The sequence below is a fragment of the Aeromicrobium sp. JP4 genome (assembly GCF_054957925.1).
This window is the reverse complement of record NZ_CM143290.1, coordinates 2,803,927-2,829,508: the sequence shown is the minus strand read 5'-3', so window position 1 is coordinate 2,829,508 and position 25,582 is coordinate 2,803,927. Positions and strand designations below refer to the sequence as shown.

The following is a 25,582-nucleotide window of genomic DNA, read 5'->3' as shown; positions in this document are numbered from 1 at the left end:
AGGACCATGCAACCAGACGGCCCCGACACTCCTCAGAAGTCCGGGGCGAGCGCATCCTTCACGACCACGCGGCCGCTGCGGACGGGGGTGCCCTCGTCGCGCCAGTGCTGCTGGGCGTCGACCACCAGGTGCGCGGGCAGCGAGCCGTCGGCGCGCACGACGCGCCACCACGGCACGCCGTGGCCCTCGAGCGACATGACGCGCCCGACCTGGCGCGCGCCGCCGCGGCCCAGACGCTCCGCGATCAGGCCGTACGTCGCGACGCATCCCGGCGGGATCTGCTCGACGACCTCGAGCACGGCCTCGGTGAAGTCCTCGTCCATGGCCCCGATCCTGTCAGCAGGACCGGGGCCGGACGAGACTCAGTAGTTGGGCTGGCTCGGGTCGATCTGATTGACCCAGGCCACGACGCCGCCGCCGACGTGCACGGCGTCGGAGTAGCCGGCGCCCTTGAGCACCGCGAGCGCCTCGGCCGAGCGGACGCCCGACTTGCAGTGCAGGACGACCTGCTTGTCCTGCGGCAGCCGGTCGAACGCCTTGCCGGCGAGGATCTCGCCCTTGGGGATCAGCACCGAGCCGGGGATCTGGTTGATCTCGTACTCGTTGGGCTCGCGCACGTCGACCAGGACGAAGTCGCGGCCCCCGTCATTGCGCTCCTTGAGCCAGCCGTCGAGCGTCGCGACCGAGATCGTGGAGTCGGCGGCCGCGTCAGCGGCCTCGTCGCTGATCGCACCGCAGAACGCCTCGTAGTCGCCCATCAGCTCGGTGGGCAGCACGCCGTTGGGGTCACGACGGACCTTCAGCGTCGTGTACCGCATCTCGAGCGCGTCGTAGACCATGAGGCGGCCGATGAGCGGGTCACCGATGCCGGTGAGCAGCTTGATCGCCTCGGTGACCATGATCGAGCCGATCGAGGCGCACAGGACGCCCAGCACGCCGCCCTCGGCGCACGACGGGACCATGCCCGGCGGCGGGGGCTCGGGGTAGAGGTCGCGGTACTGCGGCCCCTCCTGCGCCCAGAAGACCGAGACCTGGCCCTCGAAGCGGTAGATCGAGCCCCACACGTACGGCTTGTTGAGGATGACGGCCGCGTCGTTCACCAGGTAGCGCGTGGCGAAGTTGTCGGTGCCGTCGAGGATCAGGTCGTACTGGCTGAAGATCTCCAGCACGTTGTCGTTGTCCAGGCGCACGTTGTGCGTGATGACGTTGACGTACGGGTTCGTCTCGGCCACCGACTCCGCGGCGCTCTGCACCTTGGGCTTGTCGATGTCGGACTGGCCGTGGATCACCTGGCGCTGCAGGTTCGACTCGTCGACGACGTCGTCGTCGATGATGCCGAGGGTGCCGACGCCGGCCGCCGCGAGGTAGAGCAGGGCGGGGCTGCCGAGTCCGCCGGCGCCGATGACCAGCACCTTCGCGTTCTTCAGCCGCTTCTGTCCCGTCATGCCCACGTCGGGGATGATCAGGTGGCGGCTGTACCGACGCACTTCGTCGATGGTCAGTTCGTCGGCGGGTTCGACCAGGGGCGCGACCACGGGCTTCTCCTTCGGTTGCTGGGCTCACCGGGCTCAACCCGGCGCCGACGTCCATTGTTCCTCGCCCGTCCCAGCATGTGGCGCGAGGTCCGGTCCGTGGACACCGCGTCGGAAACGACCGGCGGGTAACCGACCGCTAGGGTTGGGCACGTGACCCAGACCCCAGAGGCTCGCCCCCGCGCAGGGCGGCTGCCCCGCACCGCACGGCGCGCCCAGCTGCTGGACGTCGCCCTCGACGTCTTCGTGGAGCAGGGCTACCACTCGGCCTCGATGGACGAGATCGCCGAGCGCGCAGGCGTGTCCAAGCCGGTGCTCTACCAGCACTTCCCCGGCAAGCTCGACCTCTACACCGCCCTGGTCTCCACGGCGGTCGACACGGTGATCGAGGGCGTGCGCGAGTCGCTGGCGTCCACGCAGGACAACCGCGAGCGCGTCCAGGCCAGCATGCAGCTCTGGTACGACAGCGTCGCCGACCGCGAGAAGGCCTTCCGCCTCGTCTTCGAGTCGGACCTGACCAGCGACCCCGAGGTGCGCGAGCTGGTCGACCGGGTCACCTCCGAGTCCGCCGCCGCGATCGCCGAGGTGATCGTCGAGGACACCGGCCTGTCGCGCGGAGCCGCCGAGCTGCTCGCGGCCGGCCTCGTCGGGATGGGTCACGTCGGCGCTCGCGCCTGGCTCTCCGGCGCGTCGGGCCTCTCGCGCGACGACGCCGTCACGCTCGCCTCGACTCTCGCCTGGCGCGGGATCGGCGGGTTCCCCAAGCCCACCAATCAAGGAGATGAGTGACCGTGGAGGTCAAGATCGGCGTCCAGAACGCCGCCCGTGAACTGTCCGTCGACACCGATGTCGAGCCCGACACCGTGCTGGCCACGCTGAACGGCGCGCTCAAGGACGACTCGCTGTTCACGCTCACCGACAGCAAGGGTCACACCGTGGCGGTCCCGGCCGACAAGGTCGCCTACCTGTACTTCAACGCCGACACCGGTCGCAAGGTCGGCTTCGGTCTCACCAGCTCCTGACGGAGCGGGCCCCGCTCAGGCGTCGAGCCCCAGGCGGGCCATGCGCTGGGCGTGGGCCTCGGTGATCCGGGTGAACATGCGGCCGATCGAGGCCAGGTCGAATCCCCCCGGTCGGTCGGCGGCGCCGACCACCACCGCGGTCAGCACGTCGCGCTCGGCCACCACCATCTGCGCCTGGCTCAGCGCCTCGCCCATCAGGCGACGTCCCCACAGCGCGAGCCGGCCCGCCACCCGCGGGTCGGCGGCGATCGCCTCGCGCACCTGGTCGACCACGAACTCGCTGTTGCCGGTCTGACTCATCGTCTCCAGCACCAGCTGACGCGTGTCGGCGTCCAGGAACGCCGCGATCTCGCGGTAGAAGTCGGCCGCGAGCCCGTCGCCGACGAAGGCCTTCAGCAGCCCCTCGAGCCAGTCCGACGGCTCGGTCTTGCCGTGGAAGCGGGCGAACGTCGTCCGGAACGACTCCATCGCCGCGTACGGGTCCTCACCGAGCTCGACGAGCCGGTCGCGCAGCTGCACGAAGTGACTCCACTCCGAGGCGGCCATCGTCTGGATCGCGACCTTCGTGCGGAGGTCGGGCGCGTCCTGGGAGTCCTGGTTCAGCTGCTCCACCGCGCTGAGCTCGCCGTAGCTGAGCAGCGCCAGCAGCTCGACCACGCCGGCCCGGTAGTCGGGATCGTCGAAGGGTCCGCCGGGCGCCTGATCGGAGGTCATGATCGGGACTGTAGCGCGGCGCCGGCCCGCATCGCGGCGCGGAACGTTAGACTGAAGGGGTATTCGCCGATCCTGTCCCATCAGGATCCAAGCCATTCGAGATCCGCTGACAGTAGATCGCACACAGAAAACAGAGCAGACCCCTGACTACCTTCACCGAACTGGGCGTCATGCCCGAGATCGCCGACGCCCTCGCCGACAAGGGCATCATCGAGGCCTTTCCCATCCAGGAGATGACCCTCTCGGTCGCCCTCATGGGAACCGACCTCATCGGCCAGGCCCGCACGGGCACGGGCAAGACGCTGGCGTTCTCCATCCCCGTCATCCAGCGCACCGTGGCCCCGCACGACCCCGACTACGACCAGCTGGCCGCGCCCGGCAAGCCGCAGGCGCTCATCGTCGCTCCCACGCGTGAGCTGGCGATCCAGGTCGCGAACGACGTCAAGACGGCGTCGAAGAACCGCGGCACCCGCATGCTGACGATCTACGGCGGCGTGCCGTACGAGCCGCAGCTCGAGGCCCTCGAGACCGGCGTCGACATCGTCGTCGGCACCCCCGGCCGCATCCTTGACCTGGTGAACCGCCGCGCCCTGGACATCAGCCACGTCAAGTCGCTCGTCCTCGACGAGGCCGACGAGATGCTCGACCTGGGCTTCCTGCCCGATGTCGAGTCGATCCTCGCCCGCACCCCCGAGACGCGCCAGACGATGCTGTTCAGCGCGACGATGCCGTCGTCGATCGTCACGCTCGCGCGCAAGCACATGCACCACCCGATGAACATCCGTGCCGAGTCGGCCGAGTCCGGCCAGATGGTGCCGGCCACGAGCCAGTTCGTCTGGCAGGCGCACGACATGGACAAGCCCGAGGTGGTCGCCCGCATCCTGCAGGCCGACGACGTCGAGCGCGTCGTGGTGTTCACCCGCACGAAGCGACAGGCGCAGCGCGTCGCCGACGACCTGGCCGACCGCGGCTTCCCGGCCTCGCCGCTGCACGGCGACATGGCCCAGAAGGCGCGTGAGAAGGCGCTCGACGGCTTCCGCGAGGGCAAGGTCAGCATCCTGGTGGCCACCGACGTCGCCGCCCGCGGCATCGACGTGGCCAACATCAGCCACGTCATCAACTACACGTGCCCCGAGGACGACAAGACCTACGTGCACCGCATCGGCCGCACCGGTCGCGCCGGCGCGTCGGGCATCGCGGTCACGTTCGTCGACTGGGCCGACCTGCAGCGCTGGAAGCTGATCAACAAGGCGCTCGACCTGCCCTACGACGAGCCGCTGGAGACGTACTCCACGTCGGACCACCTCTTCCAGGACCTCGGCATCGATCGCAACGTCAAGGGCCGGCTGAACCCCCCGGCGCCCAAGGAGCCCCGCTCCGAGGGTGGCCGCGACGGTCGCCGCGAGGGTCAGCGTCGCGATGGCCAGCGTCGCGACGGCCAGTCGCGCGACGGCGGCGACCGCAGCCGTCAGCGCACCCGTGGCGGCAAGCCCGTCGAGGGCGAGGCCCGTCCGGCCGAGACCGCTCCCGCGGCGTCCGGCGAGGAGCAGCCCGCGGGCGAGGGCCAGGCGCGTCGTCGCCGTCGCCGGCGCCGTCCCTCGGGTGGTCAGGCGTCGGGTCCCGCGCCCGCCTCCGCCTCCTGACGCACCACGTCCTGACGAGATCCCCCGCCGACCGGCTTGCCGGTGGGCGGGGGATTCGTCGTCTCAGGCCGTGACGATGACCGGGGTGCCGTCGGGCGCCCAGTCCCAGAGGTACTTCGCGTCGGACTTCTTCTGGCGCACGCAGCCGGCGGACAGGGGCTCGCCCAGCTGCTCCTCCGTCTGCTCGGGCTTGCCGTTGTTGTAGACCGGAATGGAGTGGAAGCCGATCGGCGCGCTCCAGCCCGTGGCGAAGCGCACGAAGTACTCCATCGAGCCGGTGTAGTCGAAGCTCGTGGCATGGCGCTGCCGGGACGTGACGGAGTAGGAGCCGGGCTGGAGGTTGTCGAAGCGGCTGCCGGACACCAGGTAGGTGCGGTCGACCTTCTCGTCGGCCTCGATGAGCCACACGCGCTGGTCGGACTGGTCGAAGACGATGCGCCGGCCCTCCCCCGAGCCCTCGGGCGGCGGGGGTCCCGCGGCCGCCTTCGTGGTGGCGGGCTCTTCCTTCGGCGCCGGCTGGTCCTTCGCGGCACTCTGGCCCTTCACCGTGGCCGCTGCCCGGGGCGCGGCCTGCTTCGCGGTGGCCTGCTTCGCGGCGGCCGCGTCGGCACGCGCGGTGGCGGCCGTCAGGGCCGGTGTCACCGTCTCGGCGACGGCGGCGCCGGAGCGCGACGGGCCTGCGGACTCGGCTGGATCGGCCTGGACGAGGGAGACGGCCGACACCGTTGCCGTCAGCGCGACGGCACCGACGAGCATCGCGATGCGACCGAGGTGGACACGGGGCGGGGAAGCCATGTCCTCCACGGTAGGCGCCACCTTGCGCCGATGGCCGACTTCGCGCGGGGTGCGCGTGGCGGAACCACCCTCACCGGGCGTGGCTGGACTCATCGGCCCTCGGCCAGCAGCCGCGCCACGGCCCGGTAGGCCTCGGCGCCCTTGTGGGTGCGCGCGGTGCTGAGGATCGAGCGCCCGATGGCGGGCGCCTCGGCGAAGCGGATGGTCTTGGGGATCGGCGGCTCGAGCACCTCGAGGTCGTACGTCTCGGTGATGGCCGCCAGCACGTTGCGCGCGTGCGCCGTGCGGCCGTCGTACATCGTCGCGAGCACGCCGCGGATGACGAGGTCGGGATTGATGAACTGGCGGACGTCGTGGATGGTGTCGAGCAGCTGTCCGACGCCGCGGTGCGAGAGCGTCTCGGCCTGGAGCGGGATCAGCACCTGGTCGGCGGCGGAGAGCGCACCGATCGTCAGCACGCCCAGGGCCGGCGGGCAGTCGAGGATGATCCAGTCGTAGTCGTCGGCGATCTTCGCCAGCGCCACCCTCAGCCGCTGCTCGCGGCCGGTGCGCGTGACGAGGTTCTCCTCGGCCTCGGCGAGCGCGACGTTGGCCGGCAGCAGGTCGAGGCCCTCCTCGGTGGTGACGAGCGCGTCGCGGGCCGGGATCTTGCCGAGCAGGACCTCGGCGACGGTGACCTCGAGCTCCTCGGGATCGATGCCGAGGGAGAACGTCAGGCTGCCCTGCGGGTCGAGGTCGACCAGCAGCACGCGCTGACGCTCCTCCAGCAGGGCCGCGCCGAGCGACGCGACGCTGGTGGTCTTGGCGACGCCGCCCTTCTGGTTGGCGAGGGCCAAGGTGGTGGTCACGCCGACATTGTGCCATCGACCGGGGTGGGCCTACCGCAGGCGGGACATCGGTTCACTGGCATGCTGGATCCATGACCCGAACGGCCCTGATCACCGGCGCCACCGCCGGCATCGGAAACGCGTTCGCGCGGCAGCTGGCGCGGCGTGGAACCCACCTCGTCCTCGTCGCCCGCGACACCGTCCGGCTGGAGCAGGTCGCCGCCGAGCTGACCGACGCGCACCAGGTCGAGGTCGAGGTCATCACCGCCGACCTGGCCACCCTTCAGGGGATGGACCGGGTCGCGGACCGCCTGTCGGAGTCGGGGCGCCCGATCGACCTGCTGGTCAACAACGCGGGTGCCTCCCTCGCCGGCTGGTTCGGCTCCACCGCCATCGCCGACGAGGACCGCCAGCTCGACCTGCTCGTGCGTGCGCCGATGCACCTGATGGACGCCGCCATCAAGTCCATGTCGGGCCGCGGCCGCGGCGGGATCATCAACGTCGCCAGCGTCGCCGCATTCACCCCGCGTGGTGCGTACTCCGCCCACAAGGCGTGGCTGGTGAACATCTCGCAGTGGGCCAACTGGCACTACGGCGACGTCGGCATCACCGTGCAGGCCCTGTGCCCCGGCTTCACGCGCACCGAGTTCCACCAGCGGATGGGCGCCGAGATCGGCAACGTGCCGCGGTGGATGTGGCTCAAGGCCGACGCCGTGGTGAAGGACTCGTTGCGCGACCTCGAGCGCGGCAAGGCGATCTCCGTCCCTTCGCTGCGCTACAAGGTGCTCATGGCGGTGGCGCGCTACGCACCCGCCACCGTCGTCGCGAAGATCGCCCAGCGGGGTCGATGATCCGGTGAGCGTCCCCAAGACCCTCGAGATCCCCGAGGGCGTCGAAGTCCTCCGCGCCGAGACGAGCCGCAGCGAGCACGCCGTCCACCGGGCGCGCGCCGTCGGCGAGCGCCGGGGCTCGATCCTGCTCGTGCCCGGCTGGACCGGCAGCAAGGAGGACTTCACCCCCGTCCTGCCGCTGCTCGCCGGACTCGGGTTCGACGTCGTGACGTTCGACCAGCGCGGACAGTACGAGTCCCCCGGCGACCCGCTGGACGACTACTCGCTGGAGGCTCTCGCGGCCGATGCGCTCGCGGTGGCCGACGAGCTGCTGGAGGACGACCGCTTCCACCTGCTCGGGCACTCGTTCGGCGGCCTCGTGGCGCAGAACCTGACCATCGCCCACCCCGAGCGGGTGCGCACCCTGACCCTGCTGTGCTCGGGCCCGGGCGCCCTCGGCGACTCCCCGACGCGGCCGCTGAAGCGCATCGCGGCGGCCATCGGCAAGGTGCCGCTGCTGGACATCCACCAGCTGCGCGAGCAGGGCATCAAGCGGCCCGCCCAGATCACCGCCTTCCTCGGGAAGCGCTTCTCGGCCAATGCGCCGGCCTCGCTCAAGGCGATGACGCAGCACCTGCTCGACGCTCCCGACCGGGTGGACGAGGTCGCGGCGACGGGCGTGCCGGTTTGGGTCGCCCGCGGAGAGGCTGACGACGCGTGGCCCCACGACGCCCAGGCCGAGATGGCCGAGCGGCTCGGCACCCAGATCGTGATCCTGCCCTCCGCGGCGCACTCCCCCGCGGTCGAGGCGCCCGACGAGTTCGTCGACGACTGGCGCGACTTCCTGCTCTCGCACTGACCCCGCGCCCAGCCCGCCTCCCCCCTCACCGCGAGTGGCGCAATTTCGCCCGCCACTCGGCGAGTGGCGGGCGTTTCTGCGCCACTCGCGACCCCGGTTGGCGCCACTCGGCGTGAGTCAGCGGCGCCGGCGGAGCGTGGCGGCGACGGCGCGGCGCGCCACGGGTCCGAGGCCGTCGAGGGCGGCAGCCATCGCCGTGACCGCGTCGAACGAGCGGTCGGAGTCGGCCTCGGTGCGCACCGGGTCGGTGAGCTCGAAGCCGATGAAGGCCGCCATCAGCAGATCGGTGAACGCCTCGGCGTCGACCACACCCGCGAACGGGGAACCCGGCGTGAGCAGCCGGTCCGCGACGCTGCGCAGCGGCTCGCGCCACAGGGCGAGTGCGTCGCGGGCGGCCGCGCCGATCCCGGGATCGGACTGCGCCAGGACGAGCGACTGCCCCAGCACCGACACGTGCCCGGCGCCGCGCTCGGCCTCCTGCACGTCGCGGGCGAGCTGGACGAGGTCGCCGAAGCTGGAGGCCGCGTCGAACCGCGCGCGATGCAGCTCGACCCGGTCACGCGTCGCGGTGACGCAGGCCTGCGCGACGAGGTCGGTGACGGATCCGTAGTGGTAGAAGACCAGGCCCTGGGCGACGCCGGCCCGCTGCGACACCGCGCGGGCGGAGACGGCGGCGATGCCGTCGGAGGTCATCACCTCGATCGCGGCCTCGACCAGGCGGCGCTTGGACTCCTCGGCGGACTTCGGCGGCACGGGGTTCAGTATGGCGCGACGGCCCGTGCGGCGCGGCGCTCGGCGGCCCGCAGACCACGAAGCAGGAACCAGCGGAGGGTCAGCGCGCACACGACGGCGGCACCCAGGGCCCATCCGACCGCCTCGAGCAGCGGAGCATCGAAGGCCCGCGCCACGAAGAGTGTCTCGAGGAATCCGATCACCGCGACCAGAGCCACACTCGTCTCGATGGCGCGCGACGTTCCGAGCCGGCGCTCGAGGGTCGGCCACGCGACGATGCTGACGGTCGCCGGCACCACACCCAGGCCCACGCCCGCCACCATCCCGATCGGGGCGGCAGCAACCAGCCAGATGACGATCAGCACGAAGAGCCCGTGGAGGTCGGAGTCCTCCCCGCCGTTCGCTGCGTCGATGGCGAACGCGACCAGGAAGAAGCCGAGGGCGCAGAGCGCCCCCGCCAGCGGCGCGGCGACGATCGCCCGCAAGGCGAACTGGAGCCTCGTCATGCGCGTCCTCCCTCAATGAGGCGTTGCGAGTGCTGCTGGGCGAAGCGCTGTGCGGCACGCAGGTGCAGCCACGCGATTCCGCCGCACACCGCGGTTGCTGCGAGCACCCACGGGACAGCACCGATCAGGTCCCGCGAGGTGCCGATCGCCGCCACGAGCAGCTCGATGAGCACGATCGCCGTGACCAGCACAGTCAGGCGACGGACGGCGCGGTCCTCGCCCACCGATTGCACGAGCTGGGGCCACGCACTCGCGGCGATGCCCGCCGGCACGATCCCCAAGGCGATCCCGGCCCCGAGTCCGATCCAGAGCCCCAACCCGACCCAGACCAGGAGCAGAGAGAGAAGCCCGAGACGCTCGCTCATCACACCGCCACCGAGCTCGGCCACCAGGAGGAAGCAGAGGGAGCAGACGGCGCCCGCCACCGCGGAGGCGACGAGTCCCGCTCCGAACACGTCCGTCGGTCTCATGGTCACCGCTCCTTCGTTCTTGAGCACTCGCTCAAGAACGAGAATAGCAGAGGCGTGCCCCCACCACGAGTGGCGCAAACCCGGGTCGCGAGCGGCGCAGAAACGCCCGCCACTCGGCGGGTGGCGGGCGAATTTGCGCCACTCGCCGTTCGGCGGCGAGGGGGTCAGCCGACGATGGCGCGGAGCGCGGCGACGTGGTCGCGGTAGGCGGCGCGGCCGGACTTCGTGAACGCGGCCCAGGAGCGCACGCGGCCCGCGCGGGTGGCCTTCGTGACCTTGACGTACCCGGCGTCCTCCAGCGCCTTGACCTGCTTGCTGAGGACCGACTCGCTCACGTCGAGCCGTTCGCGGAGGAGGGCGAACTCCGTCTTGTCGACCGTGTCGAGGATGGCGCAGATCTGCAGGCGGTGCGGCGCGTGGATCAGCGGATCGAAGAGGCCGACGCTCACGGCTGCTCCTCGATGCTGCGCACCCATGCCGCGTCCCACGCCGGGCCCAGCACGGCCCAGGTCAGTGCCGTGACCACGGCGCCCAGCGCGGCCACGACCGGCCCGGTCCAAGCGACCGCGAGAGCGACAAGCGACAGCCCAATCATCAGCCATGCCCGCCAGGCACCGGGCTCGCGCAGCGTCGCGAACGTGACGATGCCGGTGTGCTTCGTGTACCAGCTCATCGCGCCGAGGGTGGTGGCGAGGCCGACGACGTAGAGGACCCACCGCATCGGCCCGTCGAGGCCGAGCCCGAGGATCACCAGGCCCATCCCGATGCCGGCGACGGCGTAGTAGCCCTTCGGGCTCGCGGCCCGGTGCGCGGTCTCCCGACGCGTGGCGGCGATCTGCTCGAGCGCTTCGCGCGCCTCGTCCCGTTCGGTCATGGTTCCTCCACGTCTCGGCTTGCCACTGCGACGTGCGCTGCGGCTTTCCAACATGGAAAGTCTAACTCGCGACTTTCCACTCTGGCAAGCCATGGTGGAAACCGAAGGTCAGCCCAGGAGGCGCTCGAGCTGCTCGGGATCGGTGAGGTTGGCGCCGAGGTGGAACGCCGGGCCCTTGCCCGTCCCGTGGTGGTCGCTCGACCCGGTGCGCGCGAGACCGAGGTCGTCGGCGATCGCCCGGAGCTCGGCACGCGCCCGCTCGTCGTGGTCGGGATGGTCGACCTCGAGGCCGGCCAGTCCCGCCTCCGTGAGCTCGGCCAGCAGCTCGGCGGTCATCTTGCCGCGGCTGTCGCGGGCCCAGGCGTGGGCCACCACCGGTCGGCCGCCCGCCTCGCGGACCAGCCGCACCGCGTCGAACAGGCCCGCGGAGTAGCGCCCGACGTAGCCGGGCTTGCCGGGCACGAGCCAGTCGCGGAAGGCCTCGTCGCGGTCCTTGATGTAGCCCTTCGCGATCATCGCGTCGGCGACGTGCGGGCGGCCCCAGGCCGCGGCGTCGCCGGCGACGGCGAACACCTCCGCCTCGGTGAGCGGCATGCCCAGCGCGGCGAGCTTCTCCAGGATCCGCGGCAGGCGCTGGTTCCGCCCACCCAGGACGCGCTCCAGCTCCTCGACGAGCGGGCCGTACCCGGGCTCGAACTCGTAGCCCAGCAGGTGCACGCTGAGGCCCTCGTACTGCGTCGAGATCTCGATGCCGCGGATCAGCCGCAGGCCCACCTCGTCGGCCACCACCTCGGCCTCGGCCCACCCCTCGGTCGCGTCGTGGTCGGTGAGGGCGATCGCGTCGAGTCCCTCGGCCTTCGCCTTGCGCACGAGGTCGCCCGGCGTGTCGGTGCCGTCGGATCGCGTCGAGTGGGTGTGGAGGTCGATGCGCACGTTACGAAGACTAGAGCCTGTGCGCGCGCGTGCTGTCCGGGACGTTCCACTGCAGGACCACGGGCTGCCCGCGGTCGTCGCCGAGCACCGAGTACGTCGCGGTGTCCAGCGCGAACACGCGGCCGTCGGCCACGTCCAGGCCCAGCCAGCGCGCCGCGAGGACCCGCAGCGAGTGCCCGTGCGCGAAGACCAGGGTGCGTCCGCCGAGCGATCGCGCGCGGTCCACCACGCGGTCGAGGCGGGCGCCCACCTGCTCGGCCGTTTCGCCGCCGGGCGACGGGTGGGACCACACCGTCCAGTCCGGCACCGTCTGGCGGATCTCCTCCGTGGTGACGCCCTCGTACTGCCCGTAGTCCCACTCGACGACGTCCTCGACCACCTCGACCTCGCCGAGCTCGCATCCGGCCAGCTCGGCGGTGGCGAGGGCACGGCGTCGCGGGCTGCTCCAGATGCGGTCGAACGCCACGCCCGAGAGCAGTGGACGCAGCGCCTTGGCCTGGTCGCGACCGAGGTCGGTCAGCTCCAGGTCGGTCACCGAGGTGTGCTTCCAGACCCGGCTCCACTCGGTCTCGCCGTGGCGGACGAGCCAGAGCTCGGTGTCGGACTCGTAGGCGTTCATGGACTCAGCGTGGCACGAGGACCCAGTGGTCGAGGTCGAGCAGCACGCCGGGGGCGTACTTCCCGTCCGATCCCTTGAGCGTCATGGACTCGTCGCGGCCCTTGGTGGCCACCAGCCGCAGCCGCAGCGCCCCGACGCCCGGCGCGGACGTCTCGGCCTTGTCGAGCACCTCGCTCCACGCGTAGATCGTGTCGCCGGCGAACGCGGGCGACGTGTGCGCCCCGGCGTTGATCGCGGCGATCAGCTGGGCGTTGGCCAGACCGTTGAACGCCAGCGAGCGGGCCAGCGAGATGACGTGGCCGCCGTACACGAGGTTGTTGCCGTCGGGGCGGGCCTCGACGTTGAAGTGCACCTTCGCGGTGTTCTGCCACAGGCGGGTGGCCTGCTGGTGCTCGGACTCGGTGAGCGTGACGCCGTCGACGTGGTCGATCTTCTCGCCGACCTCGTAGTCGTCGAAGCGGTGCGGCTCGCCGGCGGCGGCGAAGTCGTAGTCGGTGAAGTCCAGACCGGCGGGGATCACGAGGTCCTCGGGGGCGACGAACGGAGCGAGCTCCGGAACCACCGTCTCCGGCGCGGGCGCCTCGGTGTTCCGCTTGTGCACCATGACCCAGCGCGCCCAGTCCAGGACGACCTCGTCGCGCTGGTTCACGGCGGTGGAGCGGACGTAGACCACCCCCGTCTTGCCGTTCGAGTTCTGCTTCAGCCCAATGACCTCGGACGACGTCGAGATCGTGTCGCCCGGGACGATCGGCGCGTGGAAGCGGCACTCGGCGTAGCCCAGGTTGGCCACCGCGTTGAGCGAGACGTCGGGGACGGTCTTGCCGAAGGCGACGTGGAAGCCGATGAGGTCCTCGACCGGGTGCCCCTCGCCGTTCGATCCCGTGAGGCCGACCGAGGCGGCGAACACCGCGGACGAGGGCACCGCGAAGCGCGTGGGATAGATGGAGCCGTAGACCGCCCGGTCGCCCTCGGTGATCGTGCGGGGCGTGGCGTGCTCGATCACCTGTCCGAGCGTGAAGTCCTCGAAGAAGTTGCCCGGGTTCGTCTTGCTCATGTCGTCCTCACTGTCGCCGATGGTGCGGGACCATCATGGCGGATCGTCAGAACGCCAGCGTCGCCGCGACCATGTTGTGGTCCGAGGGCGGGGTCACGCGGTAGCGCGCCTTGCGCAGGTTCGCGTCCACCACGGTCTCCCAGCCGCGGCCGCGGAGGCCCGACGCGAGGACGTAGTCGATCCGCGTTCCCTGGTACCGGTAGTAAGCGGCGGGGGTGGCACCGCGGGGTCGCTTCAGCTTCTTGTCCTTGTACATGCACGTGTTCTTCGCGCTGCCCGGTCCCTTGCCCGAGACGGCGTTGGAGGAGTTGTAGGCGACGTTGATCCGGCGCTTGACGTGCAGCGGGACCCGCCAGTTGCTCGTGTTCACGAGCGAGGAGGTGACGCCCACCGACTTGCACGAGCCGCGCCACCGCGCCGACTTCGACCTGTACTTGCGGCGGTCGGTGCCCAGCAGGTCGACCAGGCCGGCCCGCGTGAAGTCGTCGGCCGCCGTGGTGCTGCGCGTGCGGCCCCCGCTGTTGAGGTCGCCGACCAGCACGGCGGGCAGGACACCGCCCCGCAGCGCGCGCACCTGCTTCATGGTCGAGAGCACCTGGCCGGCCTGCTTGCGGCGGAACGTGTTCGACGTCGAGGTCGTGGTCGCCCTGCCGCGGTAGCGGGCGTCGAGGTGGGTGTTGGCGAAGACGAACTCACGGCCCGTCGCGAGGACGCGGAAGACGGTCCAGTCGAGGGTGCGCGGGGTCGAGGTCGCGCTCGACAGCCGGCGCACGCCCTGGCGCACCACGGCCAGCACGCGGGAGTCGTAGATCGTGCGGTTGTCCGAGGAGCTCCTGCTGGGCGACGTCGTGCACGCGCGCCACGGCGCACGCTGGCCCTTCCAGGTGCCGTTCCACACCGCGGGGTTCGGGCCCGTGGTGGGGCACTGCTTCCGGTGGGTGTTCGTGACCCGGTACGGCACTCCGGGCGTGCGCGCGTTCATCAGGTCGACCACGTGCTCGTACTGCGCGTGGTTGCGCGCACCCGCGGGGCGACGCTGCATCCACGCCTCCGAGGCCTCCTGCAGCCCGATCACGTCAGGGGCGCAGTGCATGATCTTGGCGACGACGCGGTCCGCGCGGGACTCCCACGGCTTCATCGTGCCGCGGGACGCGTTGTAGCCGGCGACATTGTACGAGCCGACGAGCAGCGGCGTCCGGCCGGCCAACACCCCGCCCGGGGACGTCTCGCGGACCACGTCGCCGTACGCCGCGCACCGGGCCGGGGCGGCCGAGGCGGGAGCGGCGGTCAGCGGGACGGTGAGCAGACCGGTTGCGACGGCGAGCGCGAGGGACGCGGCAGCAAGGCGGGAACGCACGAGGACCTCCAGAAACGGGGCGACGCGAGCGGCCGCACAGGCTCCGATTCTACGTTCTCTTCTGCCACACCAACAAAATTGCGTCACATCCGACGCAGGCGCGCGGGCTCAGAACGTGGTGGAGCCCGGCAGCCCCGCCAGCAGCTCCTGGCCACGCGCCAGGTGCTTGTGCTCGACGAGCAGCTCGTACTTGCTCGGCAGGATCGTCTTGACGCTGGAGAAGTCGCGACGGCCGCGCGAGCCGGCGTAGCCCACCGCGGCGATGATCGCGCCCCACACCACGCCCAGCAGGATGCCGGTGAGCACCGCGGCGAGCCAGTCGCCCTCGGCGGCGAAGATGCCCAGGAGCAGGCCGATCAGCAGGCCGAACCAGGCACCGCCGAGCACGCCGCTGAGGATCACGCGCCCCCACGTGAGCCGGCCGGTGACCCGCTCGAGCTGCTTGAGGTCGGTGCCGACGATCAGCACGTTCTCCACCGGGAAGTCGTGATCGGACAGGTGGTCGACGGCCTTCTGGGCGGCGTCGTAGTCATCGAAGACGCCGAGGGACTGCGGGTACTCCAACGAGAAGATCTGGGCCATGCGGCCAGCGTAGCCGCGCGGACGGACGACGGCCCCGCGTCCACGGAGTGGATGCGGGGCCGTCGTCGCAGCGGTGACCTGGGTCAGAGCTTGTAGTCCTTGAGCAGGTTGCGGCCGATGATCATCTTCTGGATGTCGGACGTGCCTTCGCCGATCAGCATGAAGGCGGACTCGCGGTAGAGACGCTCGATCTCGTACTCCTTGGAGTAGCCGTAGCCGCCGTGGATCCGGAACGAGGCCTCGACGACCTCGTTGCAGTACTCGCTGGCGAGCATCTTGGCCATGCCGGCCTCGACGTCCATCCGCTTGCCCGAGTCCTTCAGCCGCGCGGCGCGCACGACCATGGTGTGGGCGGCCTCGACCTTGGTGGCCATCTCGGCCAGGCGGAACAGGATCGCCTGGTGCTGGGCGATCGGCTTGCCGAACGTCTCGCGCTGCTGCGCGTAGGCGATGCCGAGCTCGAACGCGCGGTTCGCGATGCCCACGGCGCGGGCGCCGACGTTGACGCGGCCGACCTCGACGCCGTCCATCATCTGGTAGAAGCCCTGGCCGGGCGTGCCGCCGAGGATCTGGTCCGCACCGATCTTGTGCTTCTCCAGGATCATCTCGGTCGTGTCGATGCCCTTGTAGCCCATCTTCTCGATCTTGCCGGGCACGGTGACGCCCTGGGCCGTCTCGCCGAAGCCCGGCTCCTTCTCGACCAGGAAGGTGGTCATGTTCTTGTAGACGCTGTCGGCGCCCTCGTCGGTCTTGACCAGGACCGCGACCAGCGTCGAGCTGCCGCCGTTGGTCAGCCACATCTTCTGGCCGGAGATCTCGTACGAGCCGTCGTCCAGCTTCGTCGCCTTGGTGCTGATCGCCGACACGTCCGAGCCCAGCGACGGCTCGGACATCGAGAAGGCGCCACGGACCTCGCCGGTGGCCATCTTCGGCAGGTACTTCTGCTTCTGCTCCTCGGTGCCGTGCTGGATCAGCATGTAGGCCACGATGAAGTGCGTGTTGATCACACCGGAGACGCTCATCCAGCCGCGGGCGATCTCCTCGACCACGAGCGCGTAGGTCAGCAGTGACTCGCCGAGTCCGCCGTACTCCTCGGGGATCATCAGACCGAAGATGCCCAGCTCCTTCAGGCCCTCGACGATCTCGGTCGGGTACTCGTCCTTGTGCTCCAGGTCCGTCGCGACCGGGATGATCTCCTTCTCGACGAACTGGCGGACGACCTTGAGGATCTCGACCTGCTCTTCGGTCAGGCCCTCAGTACTGACAAGACGCCCCATGACGGTGCTCCTCGAATCTCGGTGGGAATCGGGGCGAGCCTACATCGAGGCACGGCCGGGCACCGGGCGGGGGACGCGAGGATTCAGTCCGCGACGAGCGTCTCGGCGCGGCGTGCCCGGCCGCTCGACGCGGTGACCACGGCGAGCCCGGCGAGGATCAGCACGATCCCGCCGTAGGTCAGCCACGGCAGCGACTCCCCCAGGAACGCCGCGGCCAGCAGCGCCGCTCCGGGCACCTCAAGCAGCAGCATCAGCGAGACGACGACGGGCGACATCACGGCCAGCAGGTGGTTGATGACGGAGTGCCCGAGCAGCTGGGCGCACACCATGACGGCGACGATCATCAGCCAGGCCTGCGCCGACCAGCCACCGAGCGGGACCCCCGCGACGAGGCACGCGACGAGCAGGATCGCCGAGCAGATGCCGTAGCAGGTGAAGGTGTAGGCCGTGGTCGACAGCGTCTCGCGCACCCGGGCCCCGACGATGACGTAGATCGCGGCGAACAGCCCGCCGGCGAGGGCCAGCCCGTCGCCCCAGAGCGCCTCGGCCGACAGCGACAGGTCGACTCCGGAGATCGCTGCCACGCCCAGGACGGCCAGCAGCGCGCCGACCACCACGCCGGGGGCGGCCCGGTGGCCCCGGAGGGCGTCGATCCCGATGACGAACAGCACCTGCATCGAGACCAGCGCCGTGGCCGCGGCCACCGAGGTCAGCTTGAGGGAGGCCACCCAGCACGCGAAGTGCGCGGCCAGCGCCGCTCCGGCGACGAGCGCGAGCAGCCAGCCGTGACGGTCCTGACCGGTGATCGCCGTGCGGTGCCGGGTCAGCGCGATCGGCGCCAGCAGGCCGGTGGCCATGGCGTTGCGCCAGAAGGCGATCGCGAGCGCGGGCGCGGCCGTGGCCGCCATCAGCGGGCCCGACATCGACACGCCGACCACTGCGACGATCGCCAGCACGAGATTCACCGCGCCAGTCTCCCACCCGCCACACCCGCCTCGGCGCCCGCCGGCCGGTAGCCTCGGACCCGTGAGCAGCCAGCCGACCCGGATCTTCGTGTCCCGTCTCGTCGGGCAGTCCGTCTTCGATCCCGTCGGCGACCAGGTGGGCAAGCTGCGCGACATCGTGGTGGCGGTCCGCAGCGCCACCCAGCGCCCTCGAGTCCTCGGCCTGGTGGTGGAGGTCCTCGGCCGGCGCCGCGTGTTCCTGCCGATCACCCGGGTGACCTCGATGGACTCGGGTCAGGTCATCACCACGGGCGTGCTGAACCTGCGCAGGTTCCAGCAGCGCTCCACCGAGACGCTGGCCGCCCACGAGCTCTTCGACCGCCAGGTCACGCTCGCCGACGGCACGGCCGCCACCCTCTACGACATCGCGATCGAGCAGGATCCCCGCCGCGACTGGTACGTCTCGACGGTCGCCGTGGCCGAGCACCACAAGCGGTTCGGCCGCCGCGGCACGAGCCACGTCCTGGAGTGGGACGAGGTCCACGGGCTGGCCAGCGAGACCGCCGCCCAGGGTGCCACCACGCTGCTGGCGATGATGGACGAGATGCGCCCGGCCGACATCGCCAACGCCCTGCGCGACCTGCCGCCCAAGCGCCGCATGGAGATCGTGCGCGAGTTCGGCGACGAGCAGCTGGCCGACGTCCTCGAGGAGATGCCCGAGGCCCTGCAGGTGGAGGTCCTCGGGATCCTCGACCCGAGCCGCGGTGCCGACGTCCTGGGCGAGATGGACCCCGACGACGCGGCCGACCTGCTGGGCGAGCTGCCCGCGCAGACGGCCGAGGAGCTGCTGGGGCTCATGGAGCCCGACGACGCCGAGGACGTGCGGCGCCTGCTGTCCTACGAGGAGCGCACCGCCGGCGGCATGATGACGACCGAGCCGGTCGTGCTCGACCCGAGCGCCACCATCGCCGACGCCCTCGCCCTCGTGCGCGAGCCCGAGCTGAGCGTCGCGCTGGCCTCGATGGTCTACGTGTGCCGACCGCCGCTGGAAACGCCCACGGGCCGCTTCCTGGGCGCCGCCCACTTCCAGGCGCTCCTGCGCGAGCCGCCCTCCACGCTCGTCAGCCAGATCATCGTCAACGACATCGACTGGCCGCGCCCCGAGGCCTCGCTGGCCGAGGTCGCCGGCCTGCTGGCGGCGTACAACCTCGTGGCCGTCCCGGTCGTCGACGAGAACCAGCACCTGCTGGGCGTCGTGACGATCGACGACGTGCTCGACCACCTGCTGCCGAAGGGATGGCGCGAGCATGGCTGACCGCGAACGCCTCGACCAGCCGCGCGACCTGCGCCGCGGACTGGGACGCAACCTCGGCGCACGCAAGGACCCCGATCCCGAGCGGTTCGGCCGGTTCGCCGAGTCCGCCGCGCGCTTCCTCGGCACGGCCACCTTCATCGCGTGGATGACACTGTTCATCTTCGTGTGGATCGTCTGGAACGTGCCGTACGGTCCCGACCGTCCGCGGTGGGACGAGTACCCCTTCATCTTCCTCACGCTGATCCTGTCGCTGCAGGCCTCCTACGCCGCGCCGCTGATCCTGCTGGCCCAGAACCGCCAGGAGGCGCGCGACCGGATCGCCGCCGAGCAGGACCGCGAGGCGGCCAGCCGCTCGCACGCCGACATGGAGTTCCTGGCCCGCGAGGTCGCGAGCCTGCGCATCGGCCTGGGCGAGGTCGCGACCCGCGACTTCCTGCGCAGCGAGCTGCGGGGGTTCCTCGCCGAGCTGGACCGCGAGGACGCCTCCACCGACCAGGACTGAGCCGCCGCGTCGCGGTGTGCCGTCCAGACCTTGACGCGGCCCCGGGACATTCGATAGGGACCCGTAGACTTCAGGGCATGGCTGACGTCACCCAGGAACTGATCACCGAGGCACTCTCGACCGTCAACGACCCCGAGATCAAGCGCCCGATCACCGAGCTGGGGATGGTCGACACCGTCACGATCGGCGAGACCGAGATCGTCGTGCGACTGCTGCTGACCGTGGCCGGCTGCCCGCTCAAGGACACCCTGACCCGCGACGTCACCGCCGCCGTGGTCAAGGTCGCCCCCGCGCACACCGTGCGCGTCGACATGGGCGTCATGACCGACGAGCAGCGCAAGGCCATGCAGGAGCACCTCCGCGGCGGCCGCGCCGAGCGCGAGATCCCCTTCGCGCAGCCCGGCTCGCTGACCAAGGTCTACGCGGTCGCCTCCGGCAAGGGCGGCGTCGGCAAGTCGTCCGTCACCGTCAACCTCGCCGTCGCGATGGCCAAGCGTGGCCTGAAGGTGGGCGTCCTCGACGCCGACATCTACGGCCACTCGATCCCCGACATGCTCGGCGTGGGCGACCAGCGCCCCACCCAGGTCGAGGACATGATCATGCCTGTCCCCGCGCGGATCGGCGACATCGAGATCAAGGTCATCAGCATCGGCATGCTGAAGCCGCGCCGGGACCAGGTCGTCGCATGGCGCGGCCCGATGCTCGACCGTGCGCTCGTGCAGATGCTGGCCGACGTCTACTGGGGCGACCTCGACGCCCTCTTCCTCGACCTGCCCCCGGGCACGGGCGACATGGCCATCAGCATGGGCCAGCACCTGCCGGGCGCGGAGTTCATCGTCGTCACCACGCCGCAGCAGGCCGCGGCCCAGGTGGCCGAGCGCGCCGGCACGATGGCCTCGATGATGCACCAGCGTGTCGTGGGCGTCGTCGAGAACATGTCGTGGCTGCTGCTGCCGTCGGGCGAGAAGATGGAGGTCTTCGGGTCCGGTGGCGCCGCTCAGGTGTCCTCCACCCTGAGCGCGCGCCTCGGCTACGAGATCTCGGTGCTGGGCCAGGTCCCGCTCGAGGAGCGCATGCGCGAGACCGGCGACTCCGGCGCCCCGATCGTGGCCTCGGAGCCTGACGCCGAGAGCGCCAAGGTCCTGCAGCAGATCGCCGACCAGCTCAGTGGCCGCTCGCGCGGCCTGGCCGGCATGCAGCTGGGTCTGGCCCCCGCCGGCCGACTGTAGGATCGCGCCCGTGGGCCTGGGCTGGATGGAGATCGGTGCGATCCTCGTCGTGGCGATCATCGTGTTCGGCCCCGACCGACTCCCCGGGCTGGCGCGGCAGGCGGCGCAGTTCGTCCGCACGCTGCGTCAGATGGCCGAAAACGCCAAGACCGAGCTGGGCAAGGAGCTCGGCGACGACTTCAAGGACCTCAACCTGCGCGACCTCGACCCGCGCGCGGCGGTCCGTGACGTGATCCTGTCGGACACCACCACTCCCCCGCCCGTGCCGAGCGTCCGCATCCTGCGGCCCGGCGAGGTGCCTCCGTTCGACGCCGAAGCCACCTGACCTTCGCTCCTGGCGAGGCGCTCAGATGCCGAGCGCGCCGAGCACACGGGTGCGGCCGGCGCGGGGCTCGCGGTGCGCGAGCTCGCGACGCAGCGCGGCGCGGCCCCGGTGGACCCGGGTGCGGACGGTGCCGACCTTGATGCCGAGCAGCAGGGCGATCTCGGCGTGCTCGAGCTGCTCCACGTCGGAGAGAACCACCGCGACCCGCAGGTGACTGGGCAGGGTCGCCAGGGCGGCCTCGATGTCGGGGTCGAACCCGGCGTCGTGCACGAGGTCGTGCGGCAGCGAGCCGTCGTCGACGAGGCGGGCCTCGTGCGCCGCCGTCAGCGCCGCGGTGGGCTGGCGGCCCGCGCGACGGGCGCGGTCGAGGAAGAGGTTCGTGGTGATCCGGTGGATCCAGCCGGCCAGGTTGCGGGCCTCGTAGCGGTCGAGCGAGGTGAAGACGCGCTCGAACACGTCCTGCGTGAGGTCCTCGGCGTCCTGACGGTTCCCGGTGAGCCGCGTGGCGAGGCGACGGACCTGCGTCCCGTGCTGGGCGTAGATCTCGGCCTGGTCCTGCAGGGACGGCTTCCGGTCGGGCATGCCTCGATCTTCGACCGCCAACCTGAGAGCAGCCGAAGAACCGGCTGGGCGTTGGCGAAGTCCCGTGGCCGTGACCCCGCGAGTCCCACGCGTCCGCAGCACCTCACGTCGATAGGCTGGGGCGACCCGCCGAACGATTGCGAGGGGACGATGACCACCGAAGCCAGCCTGGCCTACGTCGAGCAGTTCCAGTCCGAGGACGACCACCTGCGCACCGCGCGCCAGCACGCCGAGACCGTCGGCGTGGTCCCGGTCCTGCCCGGAGCCCGCGCGGCCCTGTCGTTCCTGGCCGGCGCCGCCGGCGCCAAGAGCGTGGCCGAGATCGGCACGGGGACGGGAGTCTCGGGTCTGGCCCTGCTGCGCGGCATGCTGCCCGACGGCGTGCTCACCTCGGTGGACCTCGAGGCCGAGAACCAGCGGCTGGCCCGCCAGGTGTTCCTGGGCGCCGGCATCTCCCCCACGCGCTTCCGCCTCATCACGGGCTCGGCCCTCGACGTGCTGCCGCGCCTCAACGACGGCGGCTACGACCTGGTCTTCTGCGACGGCGACAAGGTGGAGTACGGCGAGTACCTCGACGAGGCGCTGCGCCTGACGCGCGCGGGCGGCTTCGTGGTGTTCGACAACGCCCTGTGGCACGACCGCGTGGCCGACCCGTCGCAGCGCGATCCCGAGACCGTGGCGATCCGCGAGCTGGTGGAGCGTGTGCGGGCCGACGAGGACCTCTCGGCCCTCCTGCTGCCGCTGGGCGACGGCCTGCTGGTGCTGCAGAAGCCCCACTGATCGCGGGGCGCGCACTCGGCGCCGGTCAGTCCTCGAAGCGGGCGGCGGAGCGGAAGCCCGCCGGGCCGCGCACGACGGCGACGACCTGGAAGGGCTCAATCGTGGGCGTGACGCCCACCAGGGCCGTGCCGGGGGCGTCGGCCGCACGCTTCTCGAAGTCGGCCTGGAACGCCGCACGCGCCTCGTCGCTGACGAAGACGTAGGTGCCCTCGAACCACTCGCCCTCGCGAGCCCGCCACGTCTTGAAGCGCAGGCCGGGCAGGCCCGCGAACTTCGCGTGGGACTCGGACTCGACGTACTCGTGCAGACGCTCGAGCACGCCGTCAGGCGCGTCGGTCAGGGACCAACGCACGGAGAGTCCGTACATCCAGCGAGCTCAGACGGCCTTGAGGGCGTCACCGAGGGTGGCGGCCTCATCGTTGTTGAGCTCGACCACCAGACGTCCGCCACCTTCGAGCGGCACGCGCATGACGATGCAGCGTCCCTCCTTGGTGACCTCCATCGGTCCGTCGCCGGTCCGAGGCTTCATGGCGGCCATCTGTACCCCTCTCGTTGGTCGCCCGATATTTCGGGCCGGGATCCATTATCGCCCATCGCGACGACGGAATCACGCCAAGGGTCGAGAAGCCGTCAGGCGGAGCGAAGTTCGCCCGAGCCGTCGGCCCGGTCGGCGGCGCCGGCCTCGGTCTCCGGCGTGACGATCCGCGGATCGATCTCGGGGCGCACGCCGAGCATCGCGACGAGCTCCTGCTCGGTGGCGAGGCGCTCCTCGAGCTCGTCGATCTGCGCGCTGCCGGCGGCCAGGTCGGCGCGCAGTCGGGAGATCTCGGCCTCGCTCGCGCGCAGGCGCTCGCTGACGGCGCGACGGAACGTCGCGTCGACGTCGAGGTGCTCACGCTCGCGCTGGGCGATGACACGAGCATCGCGCACGCGGTCCTTCGCGAACTTCTGGCGGACCTCGCGAATCTCCTCGGACATGAGAACGGTCGATGTGATACCGGCCGAGAGGGCCACGCAAGAGGCCATGATGAGGGCCGGAATCGTCTGCATCGCCACAGCGGCGATGACGACGACGGCGGCCAGAGCAAGCACGATCGCTGCGGATGTCACGCGCAGCGAGCGGGGAAGTGTGCGGCTGGACATGCGGCCCAGATTAGGCGCGACGCCCGGCGCACCGCCGACGGCACGCCGACGCGGCCGCCAGTAAGTTTCAGGTCACACCTGAGTGTTCGCCCCGAGTGGCCGCCCGGGCGATCGTCATTACGGTGGTGCGGGTGCACTTCGTCCCCCTCGGCCGCCTCGCCGCCGCCCTCGCGCTGGCGACGACGGCCCTCGCCGCCTGTTCCACGGCCCCGGTGCCGCCTGCCTCGGACACGGGCCCGCAGTACCTCGCGATCGGCGACTCCTACGCCGCCGGGTACCGCCCGGCGCTGAACGGAGAGCCCGCCCAGAACACCACGTCGGGCTTCGCCTGGAAGATCGCCGAGGATCGTGGGCTGGAGCTGGTGAACGTCAGCTGCGCGGGCATCACGGCAGTGGCCTTCCTCGAGGGCGAGGCGTGCGACGAGGAGCGGCGCGGGTCCGCCGCTCCGCCCGTCACCGGTGGCTCCGAGGCCGACGAGATGACGCGCCACCTCGACCGGTACGGCGACGAGATCGAGCTCGTCACCGTCGTGCTGGGCCTCAACGACCTGCGGGGCTGCTCCCTGGACTCGAACCTGCGGGCCTGCGCCCGGGAGACCATGCCGGCCGCCACCGAGGCCATCGACGAGCTGCTCACGCTGATCCGCGACCGCGTCGGAGCGGACGTGCCGATCCTGGGGCTGACGTACCCCGACTTCTGGACCGGCGAGCCGGTGCTGCACCCCGAGGCGGAGTCGGCGCCGGCGATCGCCGACGCCACGGTGGAGATGTTCCGGACGACCTTCAACCCCGCACTGCGCGCGGTCTACGCGAAGCACGACGCCACCTTCGTGGACGTGACGCGGGCGTTCGGCGCCTACGAGTCGGCCGACCGCACGGTGGAGACCGCCGCGTTCGGGACGATCCCGGGTCGCGCCGAGGACGTCTGCCGCTGGACCTACTACTGCACGCTCGGCGACCCGCACCCGACGAGCGCAGGGCACACCGAGATCGCGCGGATCGCCCAGGAGGCGCTCGACCGCTGAGTCAGTCCGCGTCGCCCGTGAGCCAGCGGCGCAGGCGCGCGTGCACCCGGTGCAGGTGCTCGACCGGGACCTGCTCGTCGGCCTTGTGCGCGTAGATCGGGTCACCGGGACCGTAGTTCACCGCCGGGACGCCGAGCTGGGTGAACTTGGCGACGTCGGTCCAGCCGAACTTCGGCCCGACCTCGCCACCGACGGCCTCCACGAAGGCCGCCGCCGCGGGCCGCTCGAGACCCGGGAGGGCGCCGGGAGCCGAGTCGGTGACCGTGAGGTCGTAGCCGGTGAACACCTCGCGCAGGTGGGCCAGCGCGGCGTCCTCGTCACGGTCGGGCGCGAAGCGGTAGTTCATGGTGAGCACGGCGGCGTCGGGGATGACGTTGCCGCTCACGCCGCCGGAGATGCCCACGGCGTTCAGTCCCTCGCGGTACGTCAGCCCGTCGATCTCGACCGTGCGCGGGGTGTACTCGGCCAGGGTGGCCAGCACCGCGCCGAGGTCGTGGATCGCGTTGTGGCCCATCCAGGAGCGCGCCGAGTGGGCACGCTCGCCGGTCGTGCGGATCTCGACGCGCATCGTGCCCTGGCAGCCCGCCTCGACGCCGGCCTTCGACGGCTCCATCAGGATCGCGAAGTCACCGGCGAGCCAGTCGGGGTGCTCCCGGGCGACGCGTCCCAGTCCGTTGTGGACCGCGGCGATCTCCTCCGCCTCGTAGAACACCCACGTGACGTCGCGGACCGGCTCGGCGACCGCGGCGGCCAGGCTCAGCGCGATGGCGACGCCGCCCTTCATGTCGCACGTGCCGAGGCCCCAGATGGTGTCGCCCTCGAGGCGCGACGGCATGTTGCCGTTCACCGGCACCGTGTCGATGTGACCGGCGATGACCACGCGCTCGGCGCGCCCGAGATCGGTGCGGGCGATGATCGTGTGCCCGTCGCGGACCACCTCGAGGTGCGCCTGGGCCCGCAGCGCCGACTCCACCGCGTCGGCCAGCTCGGCCTCGTCCAGGCTCTCGGACGGCACGTCCACGATCGCGCGGGTCAGGGTGACGATGTCGGCATTCAGGTCGAGAGTCTCCATGACGGGAACCCTAACGGGATCGACTCCCACTACTGCGCA

33 protein-coding genes are annotated in these 25,582 nt (G+C 71.2%); 11 read left to right on the top strand and 22 right to left on the bottom strand.

Annotation, left to right across the window (positions count from 1 at the left end; all coding sequences use genetic code 11):
* Nucleotides 1–32: 32 nt before the first annotated feature.
* Entirely contained in the window at nucleotides 33–323 is a 291-nt protein-coding gene (locus tag ACY1JX_RS13905; protein ID WP_181756394.1) for an MGMT family protein, read from the bottom strand.
* A gap of 39 nt (nucleotides 324–362) precedes the next feature.
* Nucleotides 363–1,535 (bottom strand): adenylyltransferase/sulfurtransferase MoeZ, encoded by a 1,173-nt coding sequence (gene moeZ, locus ACY1JX_RS13900; protein ID WP_462564330.1) that lies wholly within the window; start codon nucleotides 1,533–1,535, stop codon nucleotides 363–365.
* A gap of 150 nt (nucleotides 1,536–1,685) precedes the next feature.
* On the opposite strand from moeZ, the gene ACY1JX_RS13895 reads away from it, so the two are divergent.
* A complete protein-coding gene (locus tag ACY1JX_RS13895; RefSeq protein ID WP_181756392.1) occupies nucleotides 1,686–2,321 on the top strand; it encodes a TetR/AcrR family transcriptional regulator in 636 nt (211 codons plus the stop codon).
* Nucleotides 2,318–2,554 carry a DUF3107 domain-containing protein gene (locus tag ACY1JX_RS13890; RefSeq protein WP_286929875.1) on the top strand — a complete coding sequence of 79 codons (237 nt, stop codon included), beginning with the start codon at nucleotides 2,318–2,320 and terminating at the stop codon, nucleotides 2,552–2,554. The genes ACY1JX_RS13895 and ACY1JX_RS13890 overlap by 4 nt, the downstream gene beginning before the upstream one ends.
* Nucleotides 2,555–2,569: 15 nt before the next feature.
* On the opposite strand, the gene ACY1JX_RS13885 is transcribed toward ACY1JX_RS13890, so the two are convergent.
* Nucleotides 2,570–3,268: a ferritin-like fold-containing protein gene (locus ACY1JX_RS13885; protein WP_286929874.1), complete on the bottom strand. Its 699-nt coding sequence runs from the start codon at nucleotides 3,266–3,268 to the stop codon at nucleotides 2,570–2,572.
* Nucleotides 3,269–3,438: 170 nt separating this feature from the next.
* Between ACY1JX_RS13885 and ACY1JX_RS13880 the strand changes: the two genes are divergently transcribed.
* Nucleotides 3,439–4,911, top strand: a complete 1,473-nt coding sequence (locus ACY1JX_RS13880) for a DEAD/DEAH box helicase (RefSeq protein WP_462564329.1) — start codon at nucleotides 3,439–3,441, stop codon at nucleotides 4,909–4,911.
* A 63-nt stretch (nucleotides 4,912–4,974) separates the two neighbouring features.
* On the opposite strand, the gene ACY1JX_RS13875 is transcribed toward ACY1JX_RS13880, so the two are convergent.
* Both ACY1JX_RS13875 and ACY1JX_RS13870 read right to left on the bottom strand, forming a co-directional pair.
* Nucleotides 4,975–5,706, bottom strand: a complete 732-nt coding sequence (locus tag ACY1JX_RS13875; protein WP_462564328.1) for a L,D-transpeptidase — start codon at nucleotides 5,704–5,706, stop codon at nucleotides 4,975–4,977.
* 89 nt (nucleotides 5,707–5,795) lie between these two features.
* Nucleotides 5,796–6,554 (bottom strand): ParA family protein, encoded by a 759-nt coding sequence (locus ACY1JX_RS13870; protein WP_462564327.1) that lies wholly within the window; start codon nucleotides 6,552–6,554, stop codon nucleotides 5,796–5,798.
* Nucleotides 6,555–6,625: 71 nt separating this feature from the next.
* Between ACY1JX_RS13870 and ACY1JX_RS13865 the strand changes: the two genes are divergently transcribed.
* Complete coding sequence (locus ACY1JX_RS13865) at nucleotides 6,626–7,384, top strand: SDR family NAD(P)-dependent oxidoreductase (RefSeq protein WP_462564326.1); 759 nt, start codon at nucleotides 6,626–6,628, stop codon at nucleotides 7,382–7,384.
* A 4-nt stretch (nucleotides 7,385–7,388) separates the two neighbouring features.
* The gene (locus ACY1JX_RS13860) at nucleotides 7,389–8,222 is read left to right on the top strand and encodes an alpha/beta fold hydrolase (RefSeq protein WP_462564325.1); all 834 of its coding nucleotides are present in this window, start codon (nucleotides 7,389–7,391) and stop codon (nucleotides 8,220–8,222) included.
* A gap of 117 nt (nucleotides 8,223–8,339) precedes the next feature.
* On the opposite strand, the gene ACY1JX_RS13855 is transcribed toward ACY1JX_RS13860, so the two are convergent.
* The 12 genes from ACY1JX_RS13855 to ACY1JX_RS13800 all read right to left on the bottom strand — a co-directional run bounded on the left by ACY1JX_RS13855 (nucleotide 8,340) and on the right by ACY1JX_RS13800 (nucleotide 17,591).
* The gene (locus ACY1JX_RS13855) at nucleotides 8,340–8,975 is read right to left on the bottom strand and encodes a TetR/AcrR family transcriptional regulator (RefSeq protein WP_462564324.1); all 636 of its coding nucleotides are present in this window, start codon (nucleotides 8,973–8,975) and stop codon (nucleotides 8,340–8,342) included.
* Nucleotides 8,976–8,980: 5 nt separating this feature from the next.
* Nucleotides 8,981–9,460: a hypothetical protein gene (locus ACY1JX_RS13850; protein ID WP_462564323.1), complete on the bottom strand. Its 480-nt coding sequence runs from the start codon at nucleotides 9,458–9,460 to the stop codon at nucleotides 8,981–8,983.
* Nucleotides 9,457–9,930 carry a hypothetical protein gene (locus ACY1JX_RS13845; protein ID WP_462564322.1) on the bottom strand — a complete coding sequence of 158 codons (474 nt, stop codon included), beginning with the start codon at nucleotides 9,928–9,930 and terminating at the stop codon, nucleotides 9,457–9,459. The genes ACY1JX_RS13850 and ACY1JX_RS13845 overlap by 4 nt, the downstream gene beginning before the upstream one ends.
* A 164-nt stretch (nucleotides 9,931–10,094) precedes the next feature.
* A complete protein-coding gene (locus ACY1JX_RS13840) occupies nucleotides 10,095–10,379 on the bottom strand; it encodes a transcriptional regulator (RefSeq protein ID WP_286929859.1) in 285 nt (94 codons plus the stop codon).
* Nucleotides 10,376–10,804, bottom strand: a complete 429-nt coding sequence (locus tag ACY1JX_RS13835; RefSeq protein WP_462564321.1) for a hypothetical protein — start codon at nucleotides 10,802–10,804, stop codon at nucleotides 10,376–10,378. Before ACY1JX_RS13835 ends, ACY1JX_RS13840 begins: the two co-directional genes overlap by 4 nt.
* Before the next feature lie 108 nt (nucleotides 10,805–10,912).
* Nucleotides 10,913–11,737: a PHP domain-containing protein gene (locus tag ACY1JX_RS13830; protein WP_462564320.1), complete on the bottom strand. Its 825-nt coding sequence runs from the start codon at nucleotides 11,735–11,737 to the stop codon at nucleotides 10,913–10,915.
* A 10-nt stretch (nucleotides 11,738–11,747) separates the two neighbouring features.
* Nucleotides 11,748–12,356 (bottom strand): histidine phosphatase family protein, encoded by a 609-nt coding sequence (locus ACY1JX_RS13825; protein WP_462564319.1) that lies wholly within the window; start codon nucleotides 12,354–12,356, stop codon nucleotides 11,748–11,750.
* 4 nt (nucleotides 12,357–12,360) lie between these two features.
* On the bottom strand, nucleotides 12,361–13,410 hold the full coding sequence (locus ACY1JX_RS13820; RefSeq protein ID WP_462564318.1) for a MaoC family dehydratase: 1,050 nt from the start codon (nucleotides 13,408–13,410) through the stop codon (nucleotides 12,361–12,363).
* A gap of 46 nt (nucleotides 13,411–13,456) precedes the next feature.
* A complete protein-coding gene (locus tag ACY1JX_RS13815) occupies nucleotides 13,457–14,767 on the bottom strand; it encodes an endonuclease/exonuclease/phosphatase family protein (RefSeq protein ID WP_462564317.1) in 1,311 nt (436 codons plus the stop codon).
* Between the two features lie 108 nt (nucleotides 14,768–14,875).
* Nucleotides 14,876–15,349 (bottom strand): YflT domain-containing protein, encoded by a 474-nt coding sequence (locus ACY1JX_RS13810; RefSeq protein ID WP_286929848.1) that lies wholly within the window; start codon nucleotides 15,347–15,349, stop codon nucleotides 14,876–14,878.
* 83 nt (nucleotides 15,350–15,432) lie between these two features.
* The gene (locus ACY1JX_RS13805) at nucleotides 15,433–16,626 is read right to left on the bottom strand and encodes an acyl-CoA dehydrogenase family protein (protein ID WP_181756375.1); all 1,194 of its coding nucleotides are present in this window, start codon (nucleotides 16,624–16,626) and stop codon (nucleotides 15,433–15,435) included.
* An 83-nt stretch (nucleotides 16,627–16,709) separates the two neighbouring features.
* Nucleotides 16,710–17,591, bottom strand: a complete 882-nt coding sequence (locus tag ACY1JX_RS13800; protein ID WP_462564316.1) for a DMT family transporter — start codon at nucleotides 17,589–17,591, stop codon at nucleotides 16,710–16,712.
* A gap of 61 nt (nucleotides 17,592–17,652) precedes the next feature.
* Between ACY1JX_RS13800 and ACY1JX_RS13795 the strand changes: the two genes are divergently transcribed.
* From ACY1JX_RS13795 to ACY1JX_RS13780, 4 genes are all read left to right on the top strand, one after another.
* On the top strand, nucleotides 17,653–18,885 hold the full coding sequence (locus tag ACY1JX_RS13795; protein WP_181756374.1) for a magnesium transporter MgtE N-terminal domain-containing protein: 1,233 nt from the start codon (nucleotides 17,653–17,655) through the stop codon (nucleotides 18,883–18,885).
* On the top strand, nucleotides 18,878–19,387 hold the full coding sequence (locus tag ACY1JX_RS13790) for a DUF1003 domain-containing protein (protein ID WP_181756373.1): 510 nt from the start codon (nucleotides 18,878–18,880) through the stop codon (nucleotides 19,385–19,387). Before ACY1JX_RS13795 ends, ACY1JX_RS13790 begins: the two co-directional genes overlap by 8 nt.
* 77 nt (nucleotides 19,388–19,464) lie before the next feature.
* Entirely contained in the window at nucleotides 19,465–20,616 is a 1,152-nt protein-coding gene (locus ACY1JX_RS13785; RefSeq protein WP_462564315.1) for an Mrp/NBP35 family ATP-binding protein, read from the top strand.
* Between the two features lie 10 nt (nucleotides 20,617–20,626).
* Nucleotides 20,627–20,941: a sec-independent translocase gene (locus tag ACY1JX_RS13780; protein ID WP_286929841.1), complete on the top strand. Its 315-nt coding sequence runs from the start codon at nucleotides 20,627–20,629 to the stop codon at nucleotides 20,939–20,941.
* Nucleotides 20,942–20,962: 21 nt separating this feature from the next.
* Here the strand turns inward: ACY1JX_RS13780 and ACY1JX_RS13775 are convergent, their stop codons facing one another.
* Nucleotides 20,963–21,523 carry a sigma-70 family RNA polymerase sigma factor gene (locus ACY1JX_RS13775; RefSeq protein ID WP_181756371.1) on the bottom strand — a complete coding sequence of 187 codons (561 nt, stop codon included), beginning with the start codon at nucleotides 21,521–21,523 and terminating at the stop codon, nucleotides 20,963–20,965.
* 150 nt (nucleotides 21,524–21,673) lie between these two features.
* On the opposite strand from ACY1JX_RS13775, the gene ACY1JX_RS13770 reads away from it, so the two are divergent.
* Nucleotides 21,674–22,303, top strand: coding sequence for an O-methyltransferase (locus tag ACY1JX_RS13770; RefSeq protein WP_181756370.1), 630 nt, complete (start codon nucleotides 21,674–21,676; stop codon nucleotides 22,301–22,303).
* 25 nt (nucleotides 22,304–22,328) lie between these two features.
* Here ACY1JX_RS13770 and ACY1JX_RS13765 read toward each other — a convergent pair whose 3' ends face one another.
* From ACY1JX_RS13765 to ACY1JX_RS13755, 3 genes are all read right to left on the bottom strand, one after another.
* On the bottom strand, nucleotides 22,329–22,655 hold the full coding sequence (locus ACY1JX_RS13765) for a hypothetical protein (RefSeq protein ID WP_286929840.1): 327 nt from the start codon (nucleotides 22,653–22,655) through the stop codon (nucleotides 22,329–22,331).
* 24 nt (nucleotides 22,656–22,679) lie between these two features.
* On the bottom strand, nucleotides 22,680–22,841 hold the full coding sequence (locus ACY1JX_RS13760; protein ID WP_078700305.1) for a DUF3117 domain-containing protein: 162 nt from the start codon (nucleotides 22,839–22,841) through the stop codon (nucleotides 22,680–22,682).
* A 92-nt stretch (nucleotides 22,842–22,933) separates the two neighbouring features.
* Complete coding sequence (locus tag ACY1JX_RS13755) at nucleotides 22,934–23,446, bottom strand: hypothetical protein (protein ID WP_181756368.1); 513 nt, start codon at nucleotides 23,444–23,446, stop codon at nucleotides 22,934–22,936.
* Between the two features lie 131 nt (nucleotides 23,447–23,577).
* Between ACY1JX_RS13755 and ACY1JX_RS13750 the strand changes: the two genes are divergently transcribed.
* A complete protein-coding gene (locus ACY1JX_RS13750; protein WP_462564314.1) occupies nucleotides 23,578–24,471 on the top strand; it encodes an SGNH/GDSL hydrolase family protein in 894 nt (297 codons plus the stop codon).
* Between the two features lies 1 nt (nucleotide 24,472).
* On the opposite strand, the gene dapE is transcribed toward ACY1JX_RS13750, so the two are convergent.
* Nucleotides 24,473–25,543 (bottom strand): succinyl-diaminopimelate desuccinylase, encoded by a 1,071-nt coding sequence (gene dapE / locus ACY1JX_RS13745; RefSeq protein WP_462564313.1) that lies wholly within the window; start codon nucleotides 25,541–25,543, stop codon nucleotides 24,473–24,475.
* Between the last annotated feature and the right edge of the window lie 39 nt (nucleotides 25,544–25,582).